The organism is Roseburia sp. AF20-18LB (assembly GCF_003461185.1).
In the GTDB taxonomy this organism is placed as follows: domain Bacteria; phylum Bacillota; class Clostridia; order Lachnospirales; family Lachnospiraceae; genus Roseburia_C; species Roseburia_C amylophila.
In genome coordinates, this window is sequence record NZ_QTWP01000014.1 from 304 (window position 1) to 22,518 (window position 22,215).

Here is a 22,215-nt window from a genome sequence, read left to right on the forward strand (position 1 = left end):
TTTTAATCAAGTTGTCCGGGGTTCGAATCCCCGATGTCTCAGTCGTTGAAAATGGCGGAAATGCTGATAAATACAGTATTTCCGCCATTTTTGTGAGTAATCGGAAGTAGTGCTAAGTAAGCCTAAATATTCATCTTCACCCCATCTTCAAGGGCATTTTTGAACCCCTTCGTCTTTATTTCATTAAAAAAAGAAAGTCAAAAAGTAATTCATAAAAGAAAGCTAAAGATAAGCTATATACATGCGAAACAATAATAAGTATAATATGATATGTAAATTGTTGTGGGTAAATAGAAGTTAAAAACAAGAAGAGCGCAAAAAACGGAGGTATTTTTATGAGAAAATTTAAAGCAGTGGATGCAGTTTGTATTATGGTACTTGCGGGAATTGTAGGTTTCTTTATGGGGGCTTTTTTGGACAATTCAATGGGAGGAGCTATTTTATTTTCGATGGTTGCGGGATTTGCCTGCGTTGTTCATGCAATCGGTGATAGAGAAGAGTGAATGAAGAGGAAGAGTGAACGGAAAAGAAGAGAGAACGCAAAGGAAGTGTAAATGAAAAGGAAGATTAAAAATAGAATGAAAAACAAGATTACAGGGAAAATGAAAAGATTTGGCATAGTATGTATTTTAGTTATGGGGCTATTGCTTACTGGCTGTAATAATAAATTTGCAAAAGAGCAGTACGATTCAGATATTCAGATAGCAGAGGGTGGGGACCGGTATGCTAAAACAAATAGTGTATTGAATAATTATGGAAATAATGTGACATACACCGTTGGAAAATTTGATGGCAGGGAGACACTCTGGGAAGCGAATTGCAGCAGCGCGACGTGGGTAGATATAACGCTTGTGTTTACGCTGGATGAAGGAAAAGCAAAGCTGGTGCAGATTGATGAGGATGGAAATGTGTCAACGGTGGTGGAATGTACGCCGGATTCTGAAGTGAATGAACTGACTACCTATTCTATTCAGTTGAAAGAGGGAAAAAATCGACTGAAGTTCGTAGGATATGATTGTAAGAATGTGACATTTTATATGGAAATCAAAGAATCATAAAAAATTAAGTATTATTTCCTCCGTTCTGTGATATGATACTGCTGTACGAAGAAGACAGAAAAAATGCGACCTGGAGGAATGATTATGATAACATATATGAATGCGTCACGAAGAGATATGGAGAATCTGATGAGTACCCGGCTGGAGATGCTGCGGGAAGTAAATGATTTGTCAGAGGATTATACATTTCCGGATAATCTGATCGACAGCAGCAGATTGTATTTTGAAGATGGCAACCAGACAACCATTCTGGCAATGGATGGAAGAAAAGTAGTTGGCTGTGCATCGGTCAGCTATATTGAGGTCATGCCGACATTTGTCCATCCTACCGGAAAACGTGGACATATTATGAATGTATATACGAAGAAGGACTATCGTGGACAGGGAATTGCCCGCCACATGATGGAACTTCTGATAAATGAAGCCAAATTGCGTGGTGTGACAGAACTGAGTCTGGATACAACGGAGAGTGGCAGAGCCTTGTATCATGCCTGCGGATTTACCGAATCCAAAGAATGTATGGTTTTAACATTAGAGCGGGGAAAATAAAAATTTCATAGAAACCCATGCACAAGGAGGAGAAGTATGAGAAAAATCCTGATAACTGGTGGCACTGTATTTGTGAGTCGGTTTATTGCAGAGTATTATGCGGCAAAGGGCGATGAGGTTTATGTGTTAAATCGAAACACCAGACCGCAGTCGGCGGCTGTAAAACTGATTCAGGCAGACCGGCATGCAATTGGTGATGCATTGCAGGGACTGCATTTTGATATTGTGGTTGATACGGCATATACCGGAGAAGATGTAGCGGACTTGCTGAATGCATTGGAAAGTTACGAAGATTATGTCCTTATAAGTTCAAGTGCCGTATATCCGGAATATGCGCCGGCACCATTTACGGAAGAAATACAGCTTGCAGAAAATGTGCACTGGGGTGCATATGGAACAAATAAAATAGCGGCTGAGGCAGCACTGATGCAGAGAAATCCGAAGGCATATATCCTTAGACCGCCTTATTTATATGGACCGATGAATAATGTATACCGGGAAGCCTTTGTATTTGACTGTGCATTGGAAAACCGGAAATTTTATCTGCCACAGGAGGGCGGCATGAAGCTGCAATTTTTTCATGTGGAGGATTTGTGTAGATTTATAGATATTCTGGTGGAAAAACAACCAAAGCAGCATATTTTCAATGTTGGAAATAAAGAAAGCATATCCATTCGTGACTGGGTAACTCTGTGCTATCAGGCGGCAGGAAAGCAGCCGGAGTTTGTGGAAGTTCCAGCGGAGGAAGAACAGCGCAATTACTTCAGCTTTTATAATTATGAATATGCACTGGATGTCAGGAAACAGCTTGCACTTATGAAAGAAACAAAGCCATTGGCGGATGGGTTAAAAGAAGCTTATGACTGGTATGTGACAAATCAGGATAAGGTAAATAAGAAGCCATATATTACATACATAGAGGAACATCTGGCATGAAATAGGATATTTCACAAACTGGGAATTTCTTTCGATTAGAGTTTCGGTGGTTGTAGAGAAAAGAGCAAAATAGTATAATAAACGAAATAAAAATCTGAGACAGACGCAGATTTACAAGACACAGGATAGAACGGAGAAAACATGAGCGTATTTCAGGTAGAATTAAAAAAAGTAGTAGATGACAGCTATGAAATAGAGATTGGCTACCAGTTACAGGAAAAATTAATTGATGATTTAAAAAATGGACTGGTTGGCAAGATTAAGAAGTTTGCAGTAATTACAGATAGCATTGTAAAGGAACTTTACGCAGACCACATTGTGGAACTGCTGCTGGAAGCAGGTTATCAGGCAAAAGAATTTGTCTTTGCGGCAGGAGAGACCAGTAAGACCAGAAAGACAAAGGAAGAAGTAGAAGATGCCATGCTTGAGGCTGGCTTTCGGAGAGACTGCTGCATCATTGCCGTGGGCGGCGGTGTAGTGACGGATTTGTCTGGATTTCTGGCAGGAACCTATGGCAGAGGCGTGCCATTTATTAATTATGCTACGACACTTCTGGCGGCGGCAGATGCATCGGTCGGAGGAAAGACAGCAGTAGATACGCCATTGGCAACGAATCTGATTGGGCTGTTTAATCAGCCGGAGAAGGTATATCTTGATATTGCTGCATGGAAGACATTGCCACAGCGGCAGCTCTCCAGTGGTATGGCAGAGACAATCAAGCATGCCTGCATGGCAGATAAGGAAATGTTTGAATTCCTGGAAAAACATATGGAAGATATTTTCGCGGGAGACAGAGAAGCCTGTGAATACATCGCAAAGAAGAACTGTCAGATAAAATATGCCGTGGTAATGAAGGATGAAAAAGAACAGGGCTTAAGGGAAATCTTAAATCTTGGACATACCGTAGGACGTGCCATAGAAACAGTCAGTGATTATAAACTACTTCATGGGGAAGCACTTTCCATTGGAATGATTGCACAGACGGAACTTGCCCACAGACTTGGTTATATGACAGAAGAAGAGAAGGCAGAAGTGAAGAATCTGCTGGAGAAAGCGAAGCTGCCGGTAGAGATTCCGGAATATATCGATAGAGAAGCGCTGGTTAAGAAATTATATACGGACAAGAAAGTCCGGGATGGAAAACTTCGTTTCGTAGTAGAAAAAGGAATTGGCGGAATCGTGGAATTTGAAGAGGGTGTATTTGCAACACCGGTAGAGGAAGCTGTCGCAAGAGAGATTATTATGAATATGAAATAGAAAAAGATGACATTCCGGGTGGCTTATGTTATACTTGGAAAAACAAAGTGACGCAGGGAGGGTGCTTACTATGGTTATATTTATTGGAATTCTGATATTCGCCGCAATGATTGGATTTTATGCCTGCTTCGGACGTAGAATCAATGAAAATATCGGTTCTGGATTCGGAAAAGAGTACATGAAAGATAAATGGGGAATGGATGAATAAAAGAGCGGTTTCAGAAAGCCGGATGGGTTGACCATCCGGCTTTTTTTCCGCTATTTTCATAGCGTGTGTTTCTTACAGCTTATAGAAAAACATAGCCTACTTTTTAATACTTGCACGCCGTTTGACCTTTTCCTCGTAGAGGATTGCATCAGAGTGCTTGAGAATGTCTGTTAAGTTCATCTGCGGATTACAGTAGAAGTCGTAGATGCCGACAGAGATTTCTACATAAAAAGGTTTATCGCATACGGCATTAAAAGCATCGCTCTCTGCTTTCAGATTCTTTAAAAGCTGTTCTTTGAAATCCGGTATATCTGTTAAGATAAAGGATACAAATTCATCTCCACCGAGTCTTGCAGTAATGGCATCTTTCGGCAGGCATTTCCGGAGCCGTTCAGATACGGTACGCAATGCAAAATCACCGGCAAGATGTGAGAAACAGTCATTGATTTCTTTTAAGTGGTCTAAGTCACCAAAGAGAAGATAAGCCTTTTTGCCGGAATTGGATTCTATAGCATGGGATGCCCGTTCCATAAATCCACGGCGGTTCAAAAGCTGGCTTAAGTCGTCATATTCGGAGATATAGCTTAAGATGCTGTTCTGCTCCTGAATGACTTTCATGGAATCCTGTAATTCTTTCTGAATCTGGCGTTCGCTGGCATTTAACTGGATAAAATGCAGGAGTGCACCAATCTGGAGGCTGCAAATCTGCATAAAGGAAATATCTTTCTGTTCCACTTCGCAAAGCAGCAGACCGAACTGTTCATCCCCGGAAAAGAGGATAAATGATGTATAGCAGTGGCTGTGTTCCTTTGGAAGAAAACTGGAAAATCCATTGGCAGTCGTTACTTTTGGACGTTTGCCCGGTTCATGGTAGACTGATTTTTCATCATGGTAATATGCTGCCAGATAGATTTCATCCGGATACTCTGCAAGCTCATTTTCCTGATGAATGACCGGTTTGTCAAAGAAGAAAAAGAAGGAACTTTTGACATTCATCAGATGCAGCCGCTCCATGATATGTGTAATCGTTTCTTTGAAATTGGCACCGGAGTTAATCAAATCTCTTGTAAAGGAAGGTACAAACCAGGCTTTCCGGTTAGAATCCATGATTTCTTTTTCAAGCTGGAAGACATCTGCAGAATGAACGTATTGCTGGGTAAAGGATAAAATGCCGGAAAGCTGTGTCTGCAGCAGTTCTTCCTCCGAGAAGTTAATCAGTGTACGGAGTAATGAAGTAAGTTGCTCTAAGAGCATTTCTCCGGAAATATGGGGATATGCAGTAAGCTTTCTCAGATAACGAATCAGAGGCTCGTTGGAGAAGTCAGTTCCCTTCCGGATAAAGATTTCTTCATATATATTTTCAAAATATGCATGTAGAACTTCGGTATAGTAATTACGATCTTTTTCGTATGAAATGGAAGAGAATAATTCCTCAGCCATAGCATCGACCTGCTGGTGTATAAAATCGTGCAGCTGCTCCATGCTGATATGACGCAGTGTGGTAAAGCCGGTGTGCAGCTGGCAGCCGCAGGAGCTCCTCTGGTGAAAAATGGCTGACATCCGGCAGGATTGTGGCTTCTTTCCCTGACAGAGCATAAGCGCATTCTGTAATGCCTGGTAGCTGAACTGGAAGCTGCTGTGGGAAACACTGGTCAGTGGTGGCTCCATGGTTTTTGCGTGGTCAATGTCGTCAAAACCGGTAATGGCAATGTCATGTCCCACCAAAAGGTCTCTTGCAGCACAGACGCGGTATCCTGCCTTTGCCATATTATCATTTGCAAAAGCAATTGCCTCTAATCCCGGGTTGTGGTCTAAGATATATTCCACCTGCTCGGTGACAAGCTCTGAGTAGTTGCCATAGACGACCATATCATCCGTGACCGGAAGCTGATGTTCCACCATAACATCTCGGTAGGCTTTCAGCCGTTCGTTGGAGTCTTTGTTGTTAGCTGGTCCTGCTACAAAAGCAATCTTACGATAGCCATGGACATTCACAAGATGTTCGATACATTGCCGCATGCCGTTGTAGTTGTCAGCAATCAGATATGGGATGTCCGGATCGTCCGGTGTGTCCTCTAACATCAGAAATGGAATATCTTTGTAATGGGAAAGAAATTCCGCTTTTACCTGATTACTTTTAAAAATAGAAAGGGAACCATAAGTGATGATCAGTGCATCCGGCTTGCTGAAATGTACATAATCATAAATGGTATCGAACTGATAATTATAGTCCCCGTCAAAGCTGCAGGATAAAATATCTTTACAATATTGTGGCATCTGAGGTCCCATCAGAAAAATAATATTGACATCTTCTTCTCTGGCACAGGTATAGAAACCCCGAAGTAAGTCTTCTGAGTAGCTGGACTGGGTGTCACCTAACATAATTGCAATGGTTGGTCTCTGGTTGTTCTCCATAATGTGCCTTTCTCTGGTAAAAAAGTTACTTGGCATTGTAAAAGCCATTCTTATGATTGACTTAAGTATAACATAAAACGATTAAGTAGAAAAGAAAATAAAAATATTACTGGACAAAAAATGCGATATATGCTAATATAGTTGAGCGTGTGAAAGAATTAAATAACGATGCGTGGCTCAGCTTGGTAGAGCGCTGCGTTCGGGACGCAGAGGTCGCAGGTTCAAATCCTGTCGCATCGACGAAAAAAACGAGTAGACTGTTAAGTGTACTCGTTTTTTATATGAAGATTTCTACCCAAACATTGTCTGGAATCATCCTGTCATGTTATAATGAGCGTAAGCAAGTCAACATATAAGCGTGATTGGCGAGCTGCAATTGTTTATCAGGAGTTGATTTTCACTTGATAAATGAAATGGTTGGAAAATAATACAATAAAGGAGAAGACACAATATGAGTATGGAACCGGATTTTCTTACTTTGACAATCGGAAAACAGAAAAATATTGCATTGATTGCCCATGATGGGAAAAAGGCAGAACTGATTCAGTGGTGTAAAGACAATGCAGAGACTTTAAAGAAACATTTTCTGTGTGGAACAGGAACAACAGCAAAAATGATTACAGACCAGACGGGACTGCCGGTTAAGGGCTATAATAGTGGCCCGCTGGGTGGAGACCAGCAGATTGGTGCCAAGATAGTAGAGGGAAAAATAGACTTCGTTATTTTCTTTTCAGACCCGCTTACTGCAGCACCTCATGACCCGGATGTAAAAGCATTGCTTCGTATTGCCCAGGTCTATGACATTCCGATTGCCAATAATAAAGCGACCGCAGATTTTATGATTCATTCTGAACTGATGGATGAAGAATATAATCACAATGTGATTAATTTTAATAAGAATATCAGACAGCGGGCATCGACGATAAAGTAACAGCTGGAGCAGAGAAAAAGAATTAATATTGCAGAGTTAATTATAAAAAGCTGGCAGCAACAGATGGAAAATACGAATCCGTCTGCTGCTGCCAGTTTATAAATTAAACTTTAAGTTGTTATGATATTCATTATCCTTCAATAGAAATATATTTCCTTTCTTCCACAGCAGGTTTTGCTTCTTTCTTCGGAACGGTCAGAGTCAGGATGCCATTTTCAAAACCGCCTTTGATGTCATCCTGAGTAACGCCATCTCCGACATAGAAGCTACGCTGGTAAGAGCCATAGTAACGTTCTTTACGGATATATTTGCCATCTTTGCCTTTTTCGTCCTTGTTGTCCTGGTGTTTGGCATTGACGATGAGGTATCCGTCTTTCAGCTCAGCCTGGATATCTTCTTTCTTAAAGCCCGGAAGTTCAAATTCCAGTTCATATCTGTCGTCAAATTCCTTAACGTCAGTGTTCATGGCAGCACGGTTGTCTGCTGCAGGAGCATTGTAAGCTCCGAATGGAAATACATCATCGAATATATCATCTACAAAGTTGTTTGAAAAAATACTTGGTACTAACATAAGTCATTCCTCCTGAAATAGTCTATTGTAATTAGTAATAATGTTTCTTGTTTCTGTGAGCTTCTCTGGCTTCCTCAACAGCCTCATGGTCGGCTACATTAATTTTAGCTTTTACTTTCTTCTTCTTTAATGGATGTTTTGGATTTTTATCTGACATAATAACATGCTTCCTTTCTTAATCTGAATCAGATACCATATAAAGTTCTGTTATCCTTCAATGGCAATGTACTTGTGGTCTTCCACAGCAGGTTTTGCTTCTTTCTTCGGAACGAAGAGTTTTAAGATACCATGTTTAAATTCGCCTTTGATATCCTCTTCAGTAATGGCATCGCCGACATAAAAGCTTCGGCTGCAGGCTCCGGAATAACGTTCCTTACGGATGTACTTGCCGGATTTCTTATCTTTATCTTCCTCGTCCAAACCTTTGGCAGCGCTGATGGTAAGGTAACCGTTCTCTAAGGAAGCACTTACTTCGTCTTTCTTAAATCCAGGTAAATCAATGACCAGTTCATAACCATTATCTTGTTCCTTGATATCTGTCTTCATCAGACGTGCGGCTCTACGACCGTAAAGTTTTTTCTCAGTTTTTTTCATATCCATGTTATCGTCCATCCATGGAAAATCCTCAAAGAAGTCATCAAATAAATTCTCTCCAAAAATACTAGGCATCAACATAAGTCATCTCTCCTTTTTTAATAAATCATTTTATGCTTGTTTACCTTGTTTCTTTGGAACCGGGATGTTTTAGGAACTCTTTTTTTTGTTCCTCTCCTTTGTTCTGACTACGTTATAGCACCAATTATTAGCACTGTCAAGAGGTGAGTGCTAATAAAATTGTGAAAAATTTGTGAAAAAACACAAATTGTGCAAAAACAAAGAAAAAACATGGAAATGCACTGTAAAAACAAATGAAATATATGGATATATAATGCAGAAATATAGGGGGAAATAAGGGGTAGCATGATAAAAAGGAAAGAATATTGCAGGAACTATGAGACTGTGTTATGATTTCTATAACTTTGCGTCATGGAAATTATGAGTTTAGGAGAAAAAACAAAATGAAGACACAGAATGAGAAAAGAAGTACATTTTCGGGGAAGATAGGGTTTGTATTATCAGCAGCAGGCGCTTCTGTTGGACTGGGAAACATATGGAGATTCCCATATCTTGCGGCAAAGTATGGGGGAGGAATCTTTCTGCTGATTTATATTATACTTGCACTGACTTTTGGATATACGATGATTATGGCGGAGACTTCTATCGGAAGAATGACGAAGAAGAGCCCGGTGGGAGCATATCATACCTTTGGAAAATCCCGCTGGCTCTCTTTCGGTGGCTGGATAAATGCGATTATTCCGGTTTTAATCGTGCCATATTATTCTGTAATTGGCGGCTGGGTAATGAAATATCTGGTGGAATATATCAGGGGAAATGGCAGTAAACTTGCATCGGATGGATATTTTTCCAATTTCATTTCCAGCGGGCTTTCCACAGAAATCTGCTTTGCTTTTTTTGCGGTATTTACGTTGGGGATTATCTTTGCCGGCGTCCGGAATGGTATTGAGCGGGTATCCAGATTTATGATGCCGGTGCTGGTTGTTCTTTCTATATTAATAACGGTTTATTCCGTAAGCAGACCGGGAGCATTAAAAGGAGTTAAATATTTTCTGATTCCAAATCTTGAAAATTTTTCCTGGATGACGGTAGTAACAGCCATGGGACAGATGTTTTATTCCCTGTCCATCGCCATGGGAATTCTCATTACTTTTGGTTCTTATATGAAGAAGGAAGTTTCTATTGAGGAGTCCACGAAGAACGTGGAAATCTTCGATACAGCGATTGCCATGATGGCAGGGCTGATGATTATTCCGGCAGTCTTTGCATTTTCCGGTGGAAATCCGGAAACACTGCAGGCGGGGCCATCATTGATGTTTATTACGATTCCAAAAGTATTTGACAGCATGGGACTTGGAACCGGAGTCGGAATTTTGTTTTTTGTACTGGTGCTGTTTGCAGCAATCACAAGTTCTATTGCATTAACGGAAAGTGCAGTATCGACTTTTGAAGATGAACTGGGCTGGGAAAGACGGAAAGCAACGGTAATTGTCGGCATTGTAATGCTTCTTCTGGGAAGTCTTTCCACACTGGGATATGGACCATTGGCGAATGTAAAAATTATCGGAATGCAGATTCTTGATTTCTTTGATTTCCTGACGAACTCCGTGATGATGCCGATTGCAGCTATTGCAACCTGCCTTCTGGTATCAAGAGTGGTGGGAGTGCAGCGGATTGAAGAAGAAGTAACCCGGGGCGGCAACCCGTTCCGCAGGAAAAAGATATTTACGGTGATGATAAAATACCTTTGTCCGATCTTTGCAGCGATTATTTTAATCAGTTCCATAGCAAATGCTTTTGGATGGATTCAGATGTAATGAATGACAAATTAAGAAAATACAGAAATGCAACTACGAGAAACACGCTTTGCGAGTTTCTCGAGTTATCGCGGTGCTCGTCAAATCTGCATGCAAGCATGCGATTTTTCTCGCTACTCGCGTAATCAAAAAGAGCGTTCTTTCCTAATTAGAAAAGACGCTCTTTTTGGACAGAATCATATTATGAATTTGCCATATTCTTAACGGCATTCAATGCCTTCTGGACTGGTGGCAGACAGATAATGATTAATGTAATAAGTGCTTCTGCACCAAGGTATGCACCGTTGTAAGCAAGAGAGTATACCACTGCATTCGGGAATTCTTCCGGAGCATACATGCCGAAGAAAATCCAGCCGGAAAGGAATGCGAAGAAGTATCGACCTAATACACCAGCGATATAACCTTTGATAAGTCCATGTTTGGATTTGCTGAAAAGTCCGGAAAGGCCTAATGCACCAAAGGCGAAGAGGTAGTCCACTAACATCTGTGGAACACTGATGATGTAAGGGTCAACGACTAACTGCAGAATTCCGTAAGCAAAAGCTGCGGTTAAGCCGGCACCCAGACCGTACCAGTAACCAATCAGAACGATGAATAACATGCTCAGTAAAGTAACGGAACCGCCCATTGGCATATCGAAAAGTTTAATCATGGAAGTTACCATGGCAAGGGCAATTGCCATAGCTGAAAATGCAAGCTGCTTTGCACTGAATTTCTTCTTTCCACCGAAGATAGCACAGCCAATCAGAAGAATGGCAATCATGATGATAACGAGGGCTGTAAAACCTGCGGTGGTAAGCTGGTAAGATGAGCCGTCGTATGTTGCAAAAATTGACATAAAAAATCCTCCTTAAAGATGATACTCTGCCAGGAGGTTGAACTATGTGCTTCCTTACGCCGGTATTATCCGGTTCAAGTAATAAGGGTCAACGCAGATACGTTTCTCAGCCAAAGGCGCCCCTAGCAAAGCAATGTTTTGTTTTCAGTTTGTAATGGTAACAGTGGTAGTATAAAATGTCAAGTGTTAATTTTCTGAAAAAGATTTTCTAAAAAATGAAAAAATCCGCTGGAAAATATAAAGAAAAAGTAACTTCCGGTCGATAAAAGGTTTAGAAGTGTCTTTTTCTGCGCTTTTTTAGAAAAAAGGGTTACTCTTGAATCTGAAAAGCAAAAGGAATATAGTAAAGATAAAAAGATGAGGAAACAACAAGCAACAAGGAGAGGTTCTATGCGTAAGTACAAGGATGTTGGAAAAAGAATACTGGTATTAGTTTTAAGTGTTTGTATGATTGCAGGCGTTCTTCCGGCAATACCGGCAGAGGCGGCGGATGCATTTCCAGGCAATGGAAGCATTACATTAGGAGCGGATGCAAATGGTGCAACTGCAACCGGAAATGATACCTATACTTATACCGGACAGGAGGTTAAGCCGGCAGTTACGGTCCAGATTGCTGGAGAAACTTTGAAAGAAAAAGAGGATTACTCCGTTTATTACCGTAATAATACCAGCGCAGGAACAGCATATATTGATATCGTTGGTATCGGAGACAGCCACAGATGGCAGACCACCAAGAGCTTTACGATTGCACAGCAGAAGTTAAGCTATATCGGTGTTAATTATAAAGGGGTGGAAGGAACCGGTGAAGACGGATATGTATATTATACAGGAAGTGATGTATTACCGACGATTACAGGGGTGTATGGTATCATAAGCGGTACTTCTACCATGGTAAACCTTTCAGCAGATGATTATAACGTAGAATATACATCCGGAAGCAATACCACAGTAGGAACACATTCCTTTAAAATTGTATTAAAGAGCAGCAGTAACTATACATTTTCTGGAACAATTACAGAGAACCGTTACAATATTTACTATAATATTGGAGCAGATTCTGTAACTGTTTCCAATGGACTGAGCGATTCTACTTATACCGGAACCGCACAGAGACCGGAATTTACACTGGTAGACAGTCAGAATTCCGCAGGAATCCAGGCGTCTGACTATACCACAAGCTGGGCAGATAATACCAATGCCGGAACAGCGAAGATGACAGTAACAGCGAATTCTTCTTCTCTGTACCGGGGCAGCAAGACCTTTAATTTCCTGATTGGCAAGGCAGATTTAAGTGCAGCAGGCATCAGTGTTTCCTTAAAGAGTGATAAATATTATTATGTAAAGAATAGTAAACCGGATATGACCAATGAGGTAGTAGTGAAGTTGAATGGCGTTGAGATTCCTGCCGGCAACTACAACGTGGCATACCGAAATGAAACTACTGCAGGACAGACCGGAACCAATAACCTGATTATTACCGGAACCGGAAATTTAACCGGAAACGCATTTATCAACTTTGAGATCTATGACAAGCTTGGCAAAGCAGTATTGGATAAAAATGAACTGGAATACAATGGCAAGAAAAATGTGCCAAACATTACCGTCTCCAATACATCCGGTGATGTCATCAGTGATTCCAGATATAAGATTACTTATTATAAAGATGCGGAGTATACCAAGACTGTACCTGAACCGACTTCTATTGGAAGATATTATGTGAAGGTAACCGGACTGGATTACTACGAAGGAGACCTTGGAACCAAGGCAGAGCCGATTTATTTTGATATTGTAGCAAAATCTTTAGATAAATGTACCTTTAAGCTGGCAATCAACGGAACAGAAGCAGGTGTCATTAATAAAGATACCAGTTATTCCAGCTTCTTTGACGGCAAGAGCAAAGTATTATCCCTGACAGCAACCGATGATGAGGGGAATGCTTTGAAAAAAGGAACGGATTTTGACTATGCTGTTTATCGTGACCCGGAATGTACCAAGCCGGCAGACGATAAGGAAGAGACTACGGGCGTACAGGAACTGATTCATGCAGCAACCTATTATCTTAAGATAACCGGTCTGGATGGCAGTAACTATGCCGGAGGCGAAAGAGTATATACTTATATGATTAAGCCAAAGAACATCAGCCCGACAGATATTGTAATTACAGACCAGACTTATACCGGTAGTGCTGTTGTGCCGGATCCTGCAAATATTACCGTTTATTATACCGAAGGTAGTAAAAATGTCACCTTGGACAGCCAGTATGTAGAAGTGGTTTCCTGTGAAGATAACATCGAAATTGGAACCAACAATGCAAAGGCTTATATCAGACTGACTGGAGATTATGCACTGGCAGAGGGTGGCGTGAACCGTGGAACTTTCAGTATTGTGCCAAGAAAGTTAAATGAATGCGAGTGTAATATCGTTGCAGGTTCTGCAAACTATGATCCGACACAGGTTACCTTTGAATACAATGGCAGCATGCAGGTACCGGCAATCCGTATTACTGATAATAACGGTGCCAAAGGCCTGGTACAGGGCGAAGACTTTAAGGTTACTTATTTTACGGATTCTGCATACAAGAAGGTCATTGCAGAGCCGGTGGACGCAGGTACTTATTATGTATTAATCAGCGGTCTTGGAACTTATGCTAATTTAGGCGGAAGTATCCGTACTTCTTATAAAATCACACCAAAGAACATGAGCACGCTGACCGTAACTGCAAGCAACTGCGGTTATACCGGAGAAGCAGTGGAGCCGGGTATCAGTGTATCTGATGGAAACCGTGTACTGGTTGCAGGCGTGGATTATGAAGTTGAAGGATATTATGACGATGAATTATGTAAACAGGTTTCAGAACATAAGAATTCCGGAAAAGTATATGTCAGAATCAAAGCGGTAGACGGTAAGAATTATACCGGAACCGCAACAACCACATTCTTTATTGGAGCAAATATTGCGACCGTTGTGCCGGCATTTAATATTTCCGGTGGAACCTATAACCGCAATTCCCATAAGGATGAAATGATTCAGGCAATTGAGACAAAGATGATGGATGCAATTCCGGATCCGTCGTCCTATAGCATTTCCTTCTATAGTGATGCAGCACATAAGAATGTTGTAAGCTCTGAGACAAATGAGGCATTTATCAATGCGGGGACGATTTACTTCGTAGTATCCGGCAAGGGTCAGTATTATGGAGATATTTCCGGATATGCAGTCATTGCAAAGAAAGATATATCTGAACTGAATGCAAGAGTAAATGGAACTTATACATATAATGGAATTGAGCAGAAAGTTGTAATTTCTACTACCGCAGACGGAGATGGTGTTGTATTACAGTACCCTACCACCAATGGCTATATTCTGACCGATAAGGAATACAGTATTGAAAGCAGTGAAAATGCAATCAATGCGGGAATTGCAACTCTGACCTTAAAGGCGGCAGAAAACAGCAACTATACAGGAACAACAACCGTAAGCTATACCATTAATCAGAAGGATATCAACGAATTAAGCAAACTCCGGGTAGATGTAAATAGTCCGGTTTATGCCAATAAAGTACTGACTCCTTCCGTAAAAGTAAGCTATGGAGATTCTTCCAGCTTATTGTCAACGAATAAGGATTATCAGTTTGAAGTATATTCGGATGAGGATTATCAGAATGTAGCAACAGTCGCAGAAAAAACCAATGCCGGCACGACTTATGTAAGAATCCAGGGTATTGGAAACTACTGTGGTGTATTGGAAAGCGCAGATTATACTGCAGATAAGATTGCAGGTTCGAACCAGTTTATTATTCAGCGGAAGAGTATTGATGGTGTAGGCGTATCTTTACAGGGAATGAGTTACATTTTTAAAAAGAGTATTCCGGATTTCACAGTAACACAGAGTTTTCCAAATGAGTCCGGAATTGGAGAATATTCATATACACTGCAGCCTGGCGTAGATTATACCTATACTCCGACCCAGGTAGATAAATTTAAAGTAGGACAGCAGGATATTACCATTGAAGGAACCGGTAACTTTAAGGGAACCAAGAATAGTTACTTCTACTATGATGGAGATATGAATAATTCTGCTGACCAGATTGAAGTGAAGTTAAGCTATGATACCATTGAGTATGATAAGGCACAGGCAGCATCCGGCGGAATGAAACCTACCGTTACCGTGTATGTAAAAGGCAGCGATACCCAGGAACGTCTGATAGAGGGAACACATTACAGCGTGTCTTATAGAAATAATACGGTTCCAGGGCAGGCCAGTGTACTCATTACCGGAATTGAGAAGAATCACTGGGTAGGCAGCTATGTTGCGAATTTTGCAATTACCGGTAAAATTGAAGATGCTGAGATTACGATTCCGGCACAGAAATATACTGGAAGCGAATACAATACAACCACACAGCCAATTGAAAATATGACTGTGGTATGTGATGGCAAGACTTTGGCACTTGGAACAGACTACAACATTAAGAGCATTGTAAACGGTAAATCTGTTTCACTGACTGACCCGACCGTAACGATTGAGGGAACCGGAACTTATTTCAGTGGTGAGAAATCGGCGAAGTTTGCGATTAAATACGACCTGGGCAGTGATGATTTAAGTATTGACTTAGGTGGAGATGTATTCTCCTATACCGGACAGGAAATCAGACCGGTTCCGGTTGTGAAATATGCATTAACCGGTTCTACCTTTGATACCTTGGAAGAAGGAAAAGATTATACGGTAACTTATCGTAAGAATACTGCAGTTGCAGCAGCAAATGGCGAGAACGGACCATGTGTAGTCATTCAGGCAACAGCAAACGGTAAATTGATGGGAACCACCAAGGCGAAAGCATTTACCATTGATTCCATTCATATGGAAGATTATGAGATTACCGGAATTGCGGACAGCTATGTTTATACCGGTAAGCTAATTAAGCCGGATTCTTTGGTCATTAAGAAGATTGGCGGTTCAGAAGTAATTGATCCGGCAAACTATAGTGTGTATTACCAGACGGATGCAGATAATCCATCCAGTGCACCGGCAGGTGCAACCGAGACCATTACTGTAATCGGTAAGGGCAATTACAAGGGAACACTGACTAAGACATTTACCATTACAAAACGTGATTTGTCTACGGTAAGCAAGACAATTGCTGACGTAACCTACAATGGTGAGGCGCAGGAACCTGAAATTAAATTAACATTTAATGATGAAAATAACAAAGAACAGACCCTTACGTTAGACACGGATTATGTGGTGGATGAGTATCGCAATAATATCAATGCAGCGAACGCCGGCGGGGCAAATGCGCCATATGCAGCAATCCACGGTGTGGCAAGCTGTACCGGAGCTGCAACTGTAGAGTTTAACATTTTAAAGAAAAATGTTGAGGATTTAGTATACTCTAAAATAGAAGATCCACAGTATGTACCATTAAAAACCAAGTATGAACCGGAATTAAATGTTTATATGACATCCACCAGTGCAGAACCGCTGGTTCGCAATGTGGATTATACGGCAGCTTACTTTAATAATGAAGCTGTAAAAGATGCAAATGGAACTTCCGGACCGTTTGTTCAGATTACTCCGAAGGATACCACCAACTATACCGGAAGCAAGACAATTCCGTTCTCTATTCTGGCAAGGGATCTTTCTTCTGAAAATATCAGTGCGGCGTTATCCGATGCTTCTGATACAGGATTTGACCCGGCAAACCGGAACTATCCTTATATTCAGGGTACTACTTATACACCGAATATCAGCCTGAAAGATAATTCGGAAAATGGAATTGTAGCACTGGTAAATGGAACAGACTTTACTTATGAATATTCTACCAATAACAGTCAGGTGGGAACCGCATGGATTAAAGTAACCGGACAGGGTAACTACAGTGGAACACGAATTGAGAAGTTTACCATCGGTACCTTACTTTCCAATGATACTTTAACGGTAACCGGAATTTCCGATACTGTATATAACGGTCTTGATACCAAGCCGAAGAATATTCAGGTGAAGTTCAATAAGACCGGAAGCTATCTGACAGAAAACGAAGATTACATCGTAAAATACTATATTGATAAAGATTGTACGACGGAAGCAAGTGCCATTGACCTGATTCATGCTGGAACAGTATATGTTGGAATCGTTGGTACGGAAAATGACCAGACCGGATATGTAGGAACAGCTGTATATCCATATCAGATTGCAAGAAAGTCACTTACTTCTGCAGATATTGAGATTACCGGAACCGATAACGTAGATTATACCGGAAGTGAGATTAAACCGGTACTTACTTTAAAAGATACTTCTACCGGATTAACCATTGATTCTTCCCAGTATGAAGTAACCTATGAGAACAACACAGCAATCGGAACCGCAAGTGCAACGGTAACTGCAACCGAAAGCGGTAACTACAAAGACAGCATTACGGTATACTATAAGATTACCAAGCATGATATTGGAAATGCTGTGGCAGAAGCAATCCCGGATCAGAAGTATACCGGCAATTACATCCGCCCGGCACTGACGATTTATGACAATGGAAAGCTTTTGGTAGAAGGGAAGGATTATCAGGTTGTCAATGGCAACAACTTAAGGGCAGGAGAGTCATGGGTAGTAATTAAAGGACTTGGCAACTATGATGAGACCAAGCGCGTTTACTTCAATATTGTGGCAAGCCTTGAGGATGCAATTATTGACAGTGTTCCGGAACAGCTTTATACCGGAAGCCCGATATGTCCGTCTATCCATGTGGCATGTGGTGGCAATACCTTAACGCTGAATGAAGATTATGAAACAACGTATGCAAATAATGAGCTGGCAGGCGATGCATCCATTACTGTGCGTCCGCTGACCCAGTATTATACCGGAACAATTGTTAAGAAATTCAAAATCAGCAACAGCTTATCCAAGGCAATAGTTACCGGAATCCCTGCTTCAGAGCAGTATACCGGACAGACTTATAAGCCGGTTCCGGTCGTTAAGATGGGAAGCAAGGTATTAACAGAAGATGTTGATTATACGGTAAGCTACAGTAACAATAGAAATGTGGGAACTGCCAGGGTAATCATTTCCGGTATGGGAGTATATTCTGGTGAGAAAGTTGTAACGTTTGCAATTAAAGAAAAGAGCATTGACAACTGTACGGTTCTTCCGGTTGCATCCCTAAATTACAATGGAAATCTACAGACACCACCAGTTGTTGTAAAGGATGGCAGAAAGAAGTTAGAGGAAAATGTAGACTATAAACTATCTTATCGTAATAATATGGCAGTTGGAACAGCATATGTAACGATTACTGGTATAGGTGACTATAAGGGTGCCGTTACAACAACTTTTGAAATTGTACGCCCGCAGATATCCTTTAATGTATTAATTCAGAATAAAAATATCGTGACAGGAACGTTTGACATTTTGATTGACCAAGTGCCAAGTTTTGTGACATCCATTATAACTCCGGTATGGACAAAAGCAGATCAGTCAGATATAGCATGGTATGAAGCTACTAGAGTTGATGGAGATACATTTATCGTACATGTAGATATTCGAAATCATAATGCTAATAGGGGTATCTATTATGCGCAAATTTATGTAAATGGTGGAGGATATGACATGCAGTATGCAGCCATTACAGAAACCAAGTTTGGAAATCCTCATCATAAATTTTATAATTACGATTATTATTATAGACGAAGTATAGCAGTAAAACAAAAATTTGGATATGCTGGAAATAAGAGTACAACTCATGGTAGTGCATTGCCTAAATTACAGAGTATAAATGAAGCAGGTGTCTTGGGTGGGAATGAAGCAAGCATATATAATTGGGATTTAGAAAATAAATTGGAAAGTTCTAGTATGCATTCGGAAAGTAAGTGTATATACAAGGATTATACTGATAAATCTGAAAAAGAAGATTTGCGAGTGTATTACAATTACTACATGGGCTGTGCAGATTGGAAAGAATAAAAAATATTGTGAGAATAATATAAATCAAGGGATGGAATAGTTTTATTCCGTCTCTTGATTTTTCGACTTTATAAGGCGAAAGATGGCTATGTATTGCCTAATGACTATAAGTATGTAAAAAAATACAATAAATACGCATAAAACCAGGGCTTAACAATTGTAATTCAAAAATAAATCTCTTATACTAAAAACGTAAAATAAGCGTTGAAATTGTATTGATTCAGAGAAACAAGAGGAACGAAGATATGGCAGCAGATACCAGAGTGGCTGTAATCGGCATTGTAATAGAAAAGGACGAATCAGTCGGAGCATTAAATGAAATTTTACATGAATATGCAGCTTATATTATCGGAAGAATGGGAATTCCATACCGGGAGAGAGGCATAAATATCGTAAGTATAGCAATCGATGCACCGCAGGATACCATCAGTGCACTGACCGGTAAAATCGGAAAATTACCGGGAATCAGTGTAAAAACAGCATATTCCAGTGTGGTGACCAGACATGAAGAATAGAGGAAAAGAGTTGTTTAATAAGCTGTATCAGGATACTCAGCTTACAGAGGCAGAATATAAAGAATTATTAGAACTGCATACCGATAAAGAAATTGCAGAGTACGGCTTTGAACTGGCGAGAAAAAGACAGAAAGAGACATTTGGAAATGAAGTCTATACCAGAGGACTGATTGAAATATCCAATTACTGTAAGAATGACTGCATCTATTGCGGCATCCGAAGAAGCAATCAGAATGCAGAACGTTACCGCCTGAGTGAAGAAGAAATCCTATCCTGCTGTGAAAGTGGTTATGCATTAGGGTTTCGTACCTTTGTCCTGCAGGGTGGCGAAGACGGCTACTACACAGATGATTTACTGGAAGATTTACTTCATAAGATAAAAGCTGCTTACCCGGACTGTGCCATTACACTGTCCTTAGGAGAGCGGAGCCGGGAGAGCTATGAAAGACTTTATACGGCAGGAGCAGACCGCTATTTATTACGTCATGAGACTGCGAATGAAGCCCATTATGGGAAGCTCCATCCGGCAGAAATGTCTCTTAAAAACCGCAAGCAGTGCCTGTATACCTTAAAGGAAATCGGTTATCAGGTGGGGTGTGGCATTATGGTAGGTTCTCCTTATCAGACCATAGATAATCTGGTGGAAGACCTTGCCTTTATGAAAGCATTCAATCCGCATATGGTAGGAATCGGCCCGTTTATTCCGCAAAAGGATACGCCGTTTGGAGAGATGGAGCCGGGAAGTCTTGAGATGACGCTGTTTTTACTGGCAATTATCCGCCTGATGCTGCCGAAGGTATTGCTTCCGGCAACTACAGCATTGGGAACTATCCATTCAAGGGGCAGGGAGCTTGGCATTTTAGCAGGAGGAAATGTGGTAATGCCGAATCTGTCACCGGTAAAGGTGCGGAAGAAGTATGCCCTTTACGATAATAAAATCTGTACCGGGGAAGAGGCAGCAGAATGCCGTGGATGTCTTGGCAACCGTATGGAATCCATTGGATATAAACTGGTGGTCTCAAGAGGAGATTCACCATTTATATAAATAAAGGAAATACAAGAGGTATTTCTTAAATCACCATATAATAACCAACGGGAAAGAGCTTCTGACCCGGAAGAAAGGAAATATTATGTATAACAAAGCATCATTAAAGGCAGAAGAATTTATCTGCCACGAAGAGATTGAAGAGACTCTGGCATATGCTGAGGCAAATAAGGACAATCTTGCCCTTATTGACGAAATCATTGCAAAGGCAAAATTACGGAAAGGGCTTACTCACAGAGAAGCATCAGTATTGCTGGCCTGCGAGAACGAAGAGAAAATCCAGGAAGTATATGACCTTGCAGAACAGATTAAGAAAGATTTCTATGGAAATCGTATTGTAATGTTTGCACCATTATATCTGTCCAATTACTGTATCAATGGATGTGTGTATTGTCCGTACCATGGAAAAAATAAGCATATTGCCCGGAAGAAACTGACACAGGATGAAGTACGTCAGGAAGTAACGGCATTACAGGATATGGGACACAAACGTCTGGCAATTGAAGCAGGCGAAGACCCGGTGAATAACCCAATCGAATATATCTTAGAGTGTATTAAGACCATTTACAGTATTAAGCACAAAAACGGTGCAATTCGTCGTGTTAATGTAAATATTGCTGCAACAACCGTAGAAAATTACCGGAAATTAAAAGAGGCCGGAATCGGAACTTACATTCTTTTTCAGGAAACTTATCATAAAGAAAGCTATGAAAAATTACATCCAACCGGACCAAAGCATGATTATGCATATCATACCGAAGCCATGGACCGTGCTATGGAAGGCGGCATCGATGATGTTGGCTTAGGTGTACTTTTTGGATTGGAACTTTACAAATATGAATTTGCAGGACTTCTGATGCATGCAGAACATTTGGAGGCAGTGCATGGTGTAGGACCACATACCATCAGCGTGCCACGAATCAAACGTGCCGATGACATTGATCCGGATGTATTCGACAACGGCATCAGTGATGATATTTTTGCAAAAATCTGTGCATGTATCCGTGTGGCAGTTCCATATACCGGAATGATTATTTCTACCAGAGAGAGCCAGGCGGTACGTGAAAAAGTTATCCGCCTTGGTGTATCCCAGATTAGTGGTGGTTCCAAGACTTCCGTAGGTGGCTATGATCATCCGGAGCCGGAAGACGAGCGTTCCGAGCAGTTTGATGTCAGCGATACCAGAACTCTGGATGAGGTAGTACACTGGCTGATGGATATGGGTTATATCCCAAGCTTCTGTACCGCATGCTATCGTGAGGGAAGAACGGGAGACCGTTTCATGAGTCTGTGCAAGAACCAGCAGATTTTAAACTGCTGTCATCCGAATGCACTGATGACATTGAAGGAATATTTGATTGATTATGCTTCTGAAGATACCAGAAAAATCGGAGAAGCGTTGATTACTAAGGAGATAGAGAAAGTACCAAATGAAAAAACAAGAGAAATTGCAAAACGTCATCTGAAAGAAATTGAGGAAGGACAGCGCGATTTCAGATTCTAGGAG

At 40.9% G+C, this 22,215-nt stretch carries 17 protein-coding genes, 2 tRNA genes and 1 riboswitch (1 of these 20 only partly in view); of the genes, 14 read left to right on the forward strand and 5 right to left on the reverse strand.

What is annotated here, in order from left to right:
• The 7 genes from DWX65_RS14090 to DWX65_RS15045 form a co-directional block, all read left to right on the forward strand.
• Positions 1 to 41, forward strand: a tRNA-OTHER gene (locus DWX65_RS14090) (it extends 65 nt beyond the left edge of the window).
• A gap of 294 nt (positions 42 to 335) precedes the next feature.
• Positions 336 to 503 carry a hypothetical protein gene (locus DWX65_RS15230; RefSeq protein WP_022242825.1) on the forward strand — a complete coding sequence of 56 codons (168 nt, stop codon included), beginning with the start codon at positions 336 to 338 and terminating at the stop codon, positions 501 to 503.
• A gap of 75 nt (positions 504 to 578) precedes the next feature.
• The gene (locus tag DWX65_RS14095) at positions 579 to 1,058 is read left to right on the forward strand and encodes a hypothetical protein (protein ID WP_147326032.1); all 480 of its coding nucleotides are present in this window, start codon (positions 579 to 581) and stop codon (positions 1,056 to 1,058) included.
• An 84-nt stretch (positions 1,059 to 1,142) separates the two neighbouring features.
• Positions 1,143 to 1,607, forward strand: a complete 465-nt coding sequence (locus DWX65_RS14100) for a GNAT family N-acetyltransferase (protein ID WP_118173684.1) — start codon at positions 1,143 to 1,145, stop codon at positions 1,605 to 1,607.
• 36 nt (positions 1,608 to 1,643) lie between these two features.
• On the forward strand, positions 1,644 to 2,543 hold the full coding sequence (locus DWX65_RS14105; RefSeq protein WP_118173685.1) for an NAD-dependent epimerase/dehydratase family protein: 900 nt from the start codon (positions 1,644 to 1,646) through the stop codon (positions 2,541 to 2,543).
• Between the two features lie 141 nt (positions 2,544 to 2,684).
• A complete protein-coding gene (gene aroB, locus DWX65_RS14110) occupies positions 2,685 to 3,800 on the forward strand; it encodes a 3-dehydroquinate synthase (protein ID WP_118173686.1) in 1,116 nt (371 codons plus the stop codon).
• Positions 3,801 to 3,870: 70 nt separating this feature from the next.
• The gene (locus DWX65_RS15045) at positions 3,871 to 4,008 is read left to right on the forward strand and encodes a hypothetical protein (RefSeq protein WP_156454671.1); all 138 of its coding nucleotides are present in this window, start codon (positions 3,871 to 3,873) and stop codon (positions 4,006 to 4,008) included.
• A gap of 96 nt (positions 4,009 to 4,104) precedes the next feature.
• Here DWX65_RS15045 and DWX65_RS14115 read toward each other — a convergent pair whose 3' ends face one another.
• On the reverse strand, positions 4,105 to 6,423 hold the full coding sequence (locus tag DWX65_RS14115; protein ID WP_158564750.1) for a GGDEF domain-containing protein: 2,319 nt from the start codon (positions 6,421 to 6,423) through the stop codon (positions 4,105 to 4,107).
• 166 nt (positions 6,424 to 6,589) lie between these two features.
• On the opposite strand from DWX65_RS14115, the gene DWX65_RS14120 reads away from it, so the two are divergent.
• Together DWX65_RS14120 and DWX65_RS14125 are read left to right on the forward strand one after the other, a co-directional pair.
• Positions 6,590 to 6,663, forward strand: a tRNA-Pro gene (locus DWX65_RS14120).
• Between the two features lie 217 nt (positions 6,664 to 6,880).
• Entirely contained in the window at positions 6,881 to 7,354 is a 474-nt protein-coding gene (locus tag DWX65_RS14125; RefSeq protein ID WP_117842334.1) for a methylglyoxal synthase, read from the forward strand.
• A 130-nt stretch (positions 7,355 to 7,484) separates the two neighbouring features.
• Here DWX65_RS14125 and DWX65_RS14130 read toward each other — a convergent pair whose 3' ends face one another.
• From DWX65_RS14130 to DWX65_RS14135, 3 genes are read right to left on the reverse strand one after another with little or no spacing between them, the layout of a single operon-like run.
• Entirely contained in the window at positions 7,485 to 7,925 is a 441-nt protein-coding gene (locus DWX65_RS14130; RefSeq protein ID WP_118173688.1) for an Hsp20/alpha crystallin family protein, read from the reverse strand.
• 31 nt (positions 7,926 to 7,956) lie between these two features.
• Positions 7,957 to 8,082 (reverse strand): hypothetical protein, encoded by a 126-nt coding sequence (locus DWX65_RS15540; RefSeq protein ID WP_255415056.1) that lies wholly within the window; start codon positions 8,080 to 8,082, stop codon positions 7,957 to 7,959.
• Between the two features lie 50 nt (positions 8,083 to 8,132).
• Complete coding sequence (locus DWX65_RS14135) at positions 8,133 to 8,600, reverse strand: Hsp20/alpha crystallin family protein (RefSeq protein ID WP_118173689.1); 468 nt, start codon at positions 8,598 to 8,600, stop codon at positions 8,133 to 8,135.
• Between the two features lie 383 nt (positions 8,601 to 8,983).
• Here DWX65_RS14135 and DWX65_RS14140 point away from each other — a divergent pair, with 383 nt between their 5' ends.
• Complete coding sequence (locus DWX65_RS14140) at positions 8,984 to 10,357, forward strand: sodium-dependent transporter (RefSeq protein WP_118173690.1); 1,374 nt, start codon at positions 8,984 to 8,986, stop codon at positions 10,355 to 10,357.
• Between the two features lie 181 nt (positions 10,358 to 10,538).
• On the opposite strand, the gene thiT is transcribed toward DWX65_RS14140, so the two are convergent.
• Positions 10,539 to 11,195 carry an energy-coupled thiamine transporter ThiT gene (gene thiT, locus DWX65_RS14145; protein ID WP_117698327.1) on the reverse strand — a complete coding sequence of 219 codons (657 nt, stop codon included), beginning with the start codon at positions 11,193 to 11,195 and terminating at the stop codon, positions 10,539 to 10,541.
• Positions 11,196 to 11,229: 34 nt separating this feature from the next.
• Positions 11,230 to 11,329: riboswitch (TPP riboswitch) on the reverse strand.
• Positions 11,330 to 11,585: 256 nt separating this feature from the next.
• Here thiT and DWX65_RS14150 point away from each other — a divergent pair.
• The 4 genes from DWX65_RS14150 (at position 11,586) to hydG (ending at position 22,212) form a co-directional block, all read left to right on the forward strand.
• Complete coding sequence (locus DWX65_RS14150) at positions 11,586 to 19,148, forward strand: GBS Bsp-like repeat-containing protein (RefSeq protein WP_158564751.1); 7,563 nt, start codon at positions 11,586 to 11,588, stop codon at positions 19,146 to 19,148.
• A 245-nt stretch (positions 19,149 to 19,393) separates the two neighbouring features.
• On the forward strand, positions 19,394 to 19,663 hold the full coding sequence (locus DWX65_RS14155) for a TM1266 family iron-only hydrogenase system putative regulator (RefSeq protein WP_022242806.1): 270 nt from the start codon (positions 19,394 to 19,396) through the stop codon (positions 19,661 to 19,663).
• Complete coding sequence (gene hydE, locus DWX65_RS14160; RefSeq protein ID WP_118173692.1) at positions 19,653 to 20,708, forward strand: [FeFe] hydrogenase H-cluster radical SAM maturase HydE; 1,056 nt, start codon at positions 19,653 to 19,655, stop codon at positions 20,706 to 20,708. The genes DWX65_RS14155 and hydE overlap by 11 nt, the downstream gene beginning before the upstream one ends.
• Positions 20,709 to 20,793: 85 nt before the next feature.
• On the forward strand, positions 20,794 to 22,212 hold the full coding sequence (gene hydG / locus DWX65_RS14165; RefSeq protein ID WP_118173693.1) for a [FeFe] hydrogenase H-cluster radical SAM maturase HydG: 1,419 nt from the start codon (positions 20,794 to 20,796) through the stop codon (positions 22,210 to 22,212).
• Positions 22,213 to 22,215 lie beyond the last annotated feature (3 nt).

Coding starts and splice junctions, on each gene's coding strand:
- DWX65_RS14100 (WP_118173684.1), top strand. CDS start 1,143: ATGATAACATATATGAATGCGTCACGAAGAGATATGGAGAATCTGATG.
- DWX65_RS14105 (WP_118173685.1), top strand. CDS start 1,644: ATGAGAAAAATCCTGATAACTGGTGGCACTGTATTTGTGAGTCGGTTT.
- DWX65_RS14150 (WP_158564751.1), top strand. CDS start 11,586: ATGCGTAAGTACAAGGATGTTGGAAAAAGAATACTGGTATTAGTTTTA.
- DWX65_RS14125 (WP_117842334.1), top strand. CDS start 6,881: ATGGAACCGGATTTTCTTACTTTGACAATCGGAAAACAGAAAAATATT.
- DWX65_RS14095 (WP_147326032.1), top strand. CDS start 579: ATGAAAAACAAGATTACAGGGAAAATGAAAAGATTTGGCATAGTATGT.
- DWX65_RS14140 (WP_118173690.1), top strand. CDS start 8,984: ATGAAGACACAGAATGAGAAAAGAAGTACATTTTCGGGGAAGATAGGG.
- DWX65_RS15045 (WP_156454671.1), top strand. CDS start 3,871: ATGGTTATATTTATTGGAATTCTGATATTCGCCGCAATGATTGGATTT.
- DWX65_RS14135 (WP_118173689.1), bottom strand. CDS start 8,600: ATGTTGATGCCTAGTATTTTTGGAGAGAATTTATTTGATGACTTCTTT.
- DWX65_RS14130 (WP_118173688.1), bottom strand. CDS start 7,925: ATGTTAGTACCAAGTATTTTTTCAAACAACTTTGTAGATGATATATTC.
- hydG (WP_118173693.1), top strand. CDS start 20,794: ATGTATAACAAAGCATCATTAAAGGCAGAAGAATTTATCTGCCACGAA.
- DWX65_RS15540 (WP_255415056.1), bottom strand. CDS start 8,082: ATGTCAGATAAAAATCCAAAACATCCATTAAAGAAGAAGAAAGTAAAA.
- DWX65_RS15230 (WP_022242825.1), top strand. CDS start 336: ATGAGAAAATTTAAAGCAGTGGATGCAGTTTGTATTATGGTACTTGCG.
- DWX65_RS14115 (WP_158564750.1), bottom strand. CDS start 6,423: ATGGAGAACAACCAGAGACCAACCATTGCAATTATGTTAGGTGACACC.
- thiT (WP_117698327.1), bottom strand. CDS start 11,195: ATGTCAATTTTTGCAACATACGACGGCTCATCTTACCAGCTTACCACC.
- aroB (WP_118173686.1), top strand. CDS start 2,685: ATGAGCGTATTTCAGGTAGAATTAAAAAAAGTAGTAGATGACAGCTAT.
- DWX65_RS14155 (WP_022242806.1), top strand. CDS start 19,394: ATGGCAGCAGATACCAGAGTGGCTGTAATCGGCATTGTAATAGAAAAG.
- hydE (WP_118173692.1), top strand. CDS start 19,653: ATGAAGAATAGAGGAAAAGAGTTGTTTAATAAGCTGTATCAGGATACT.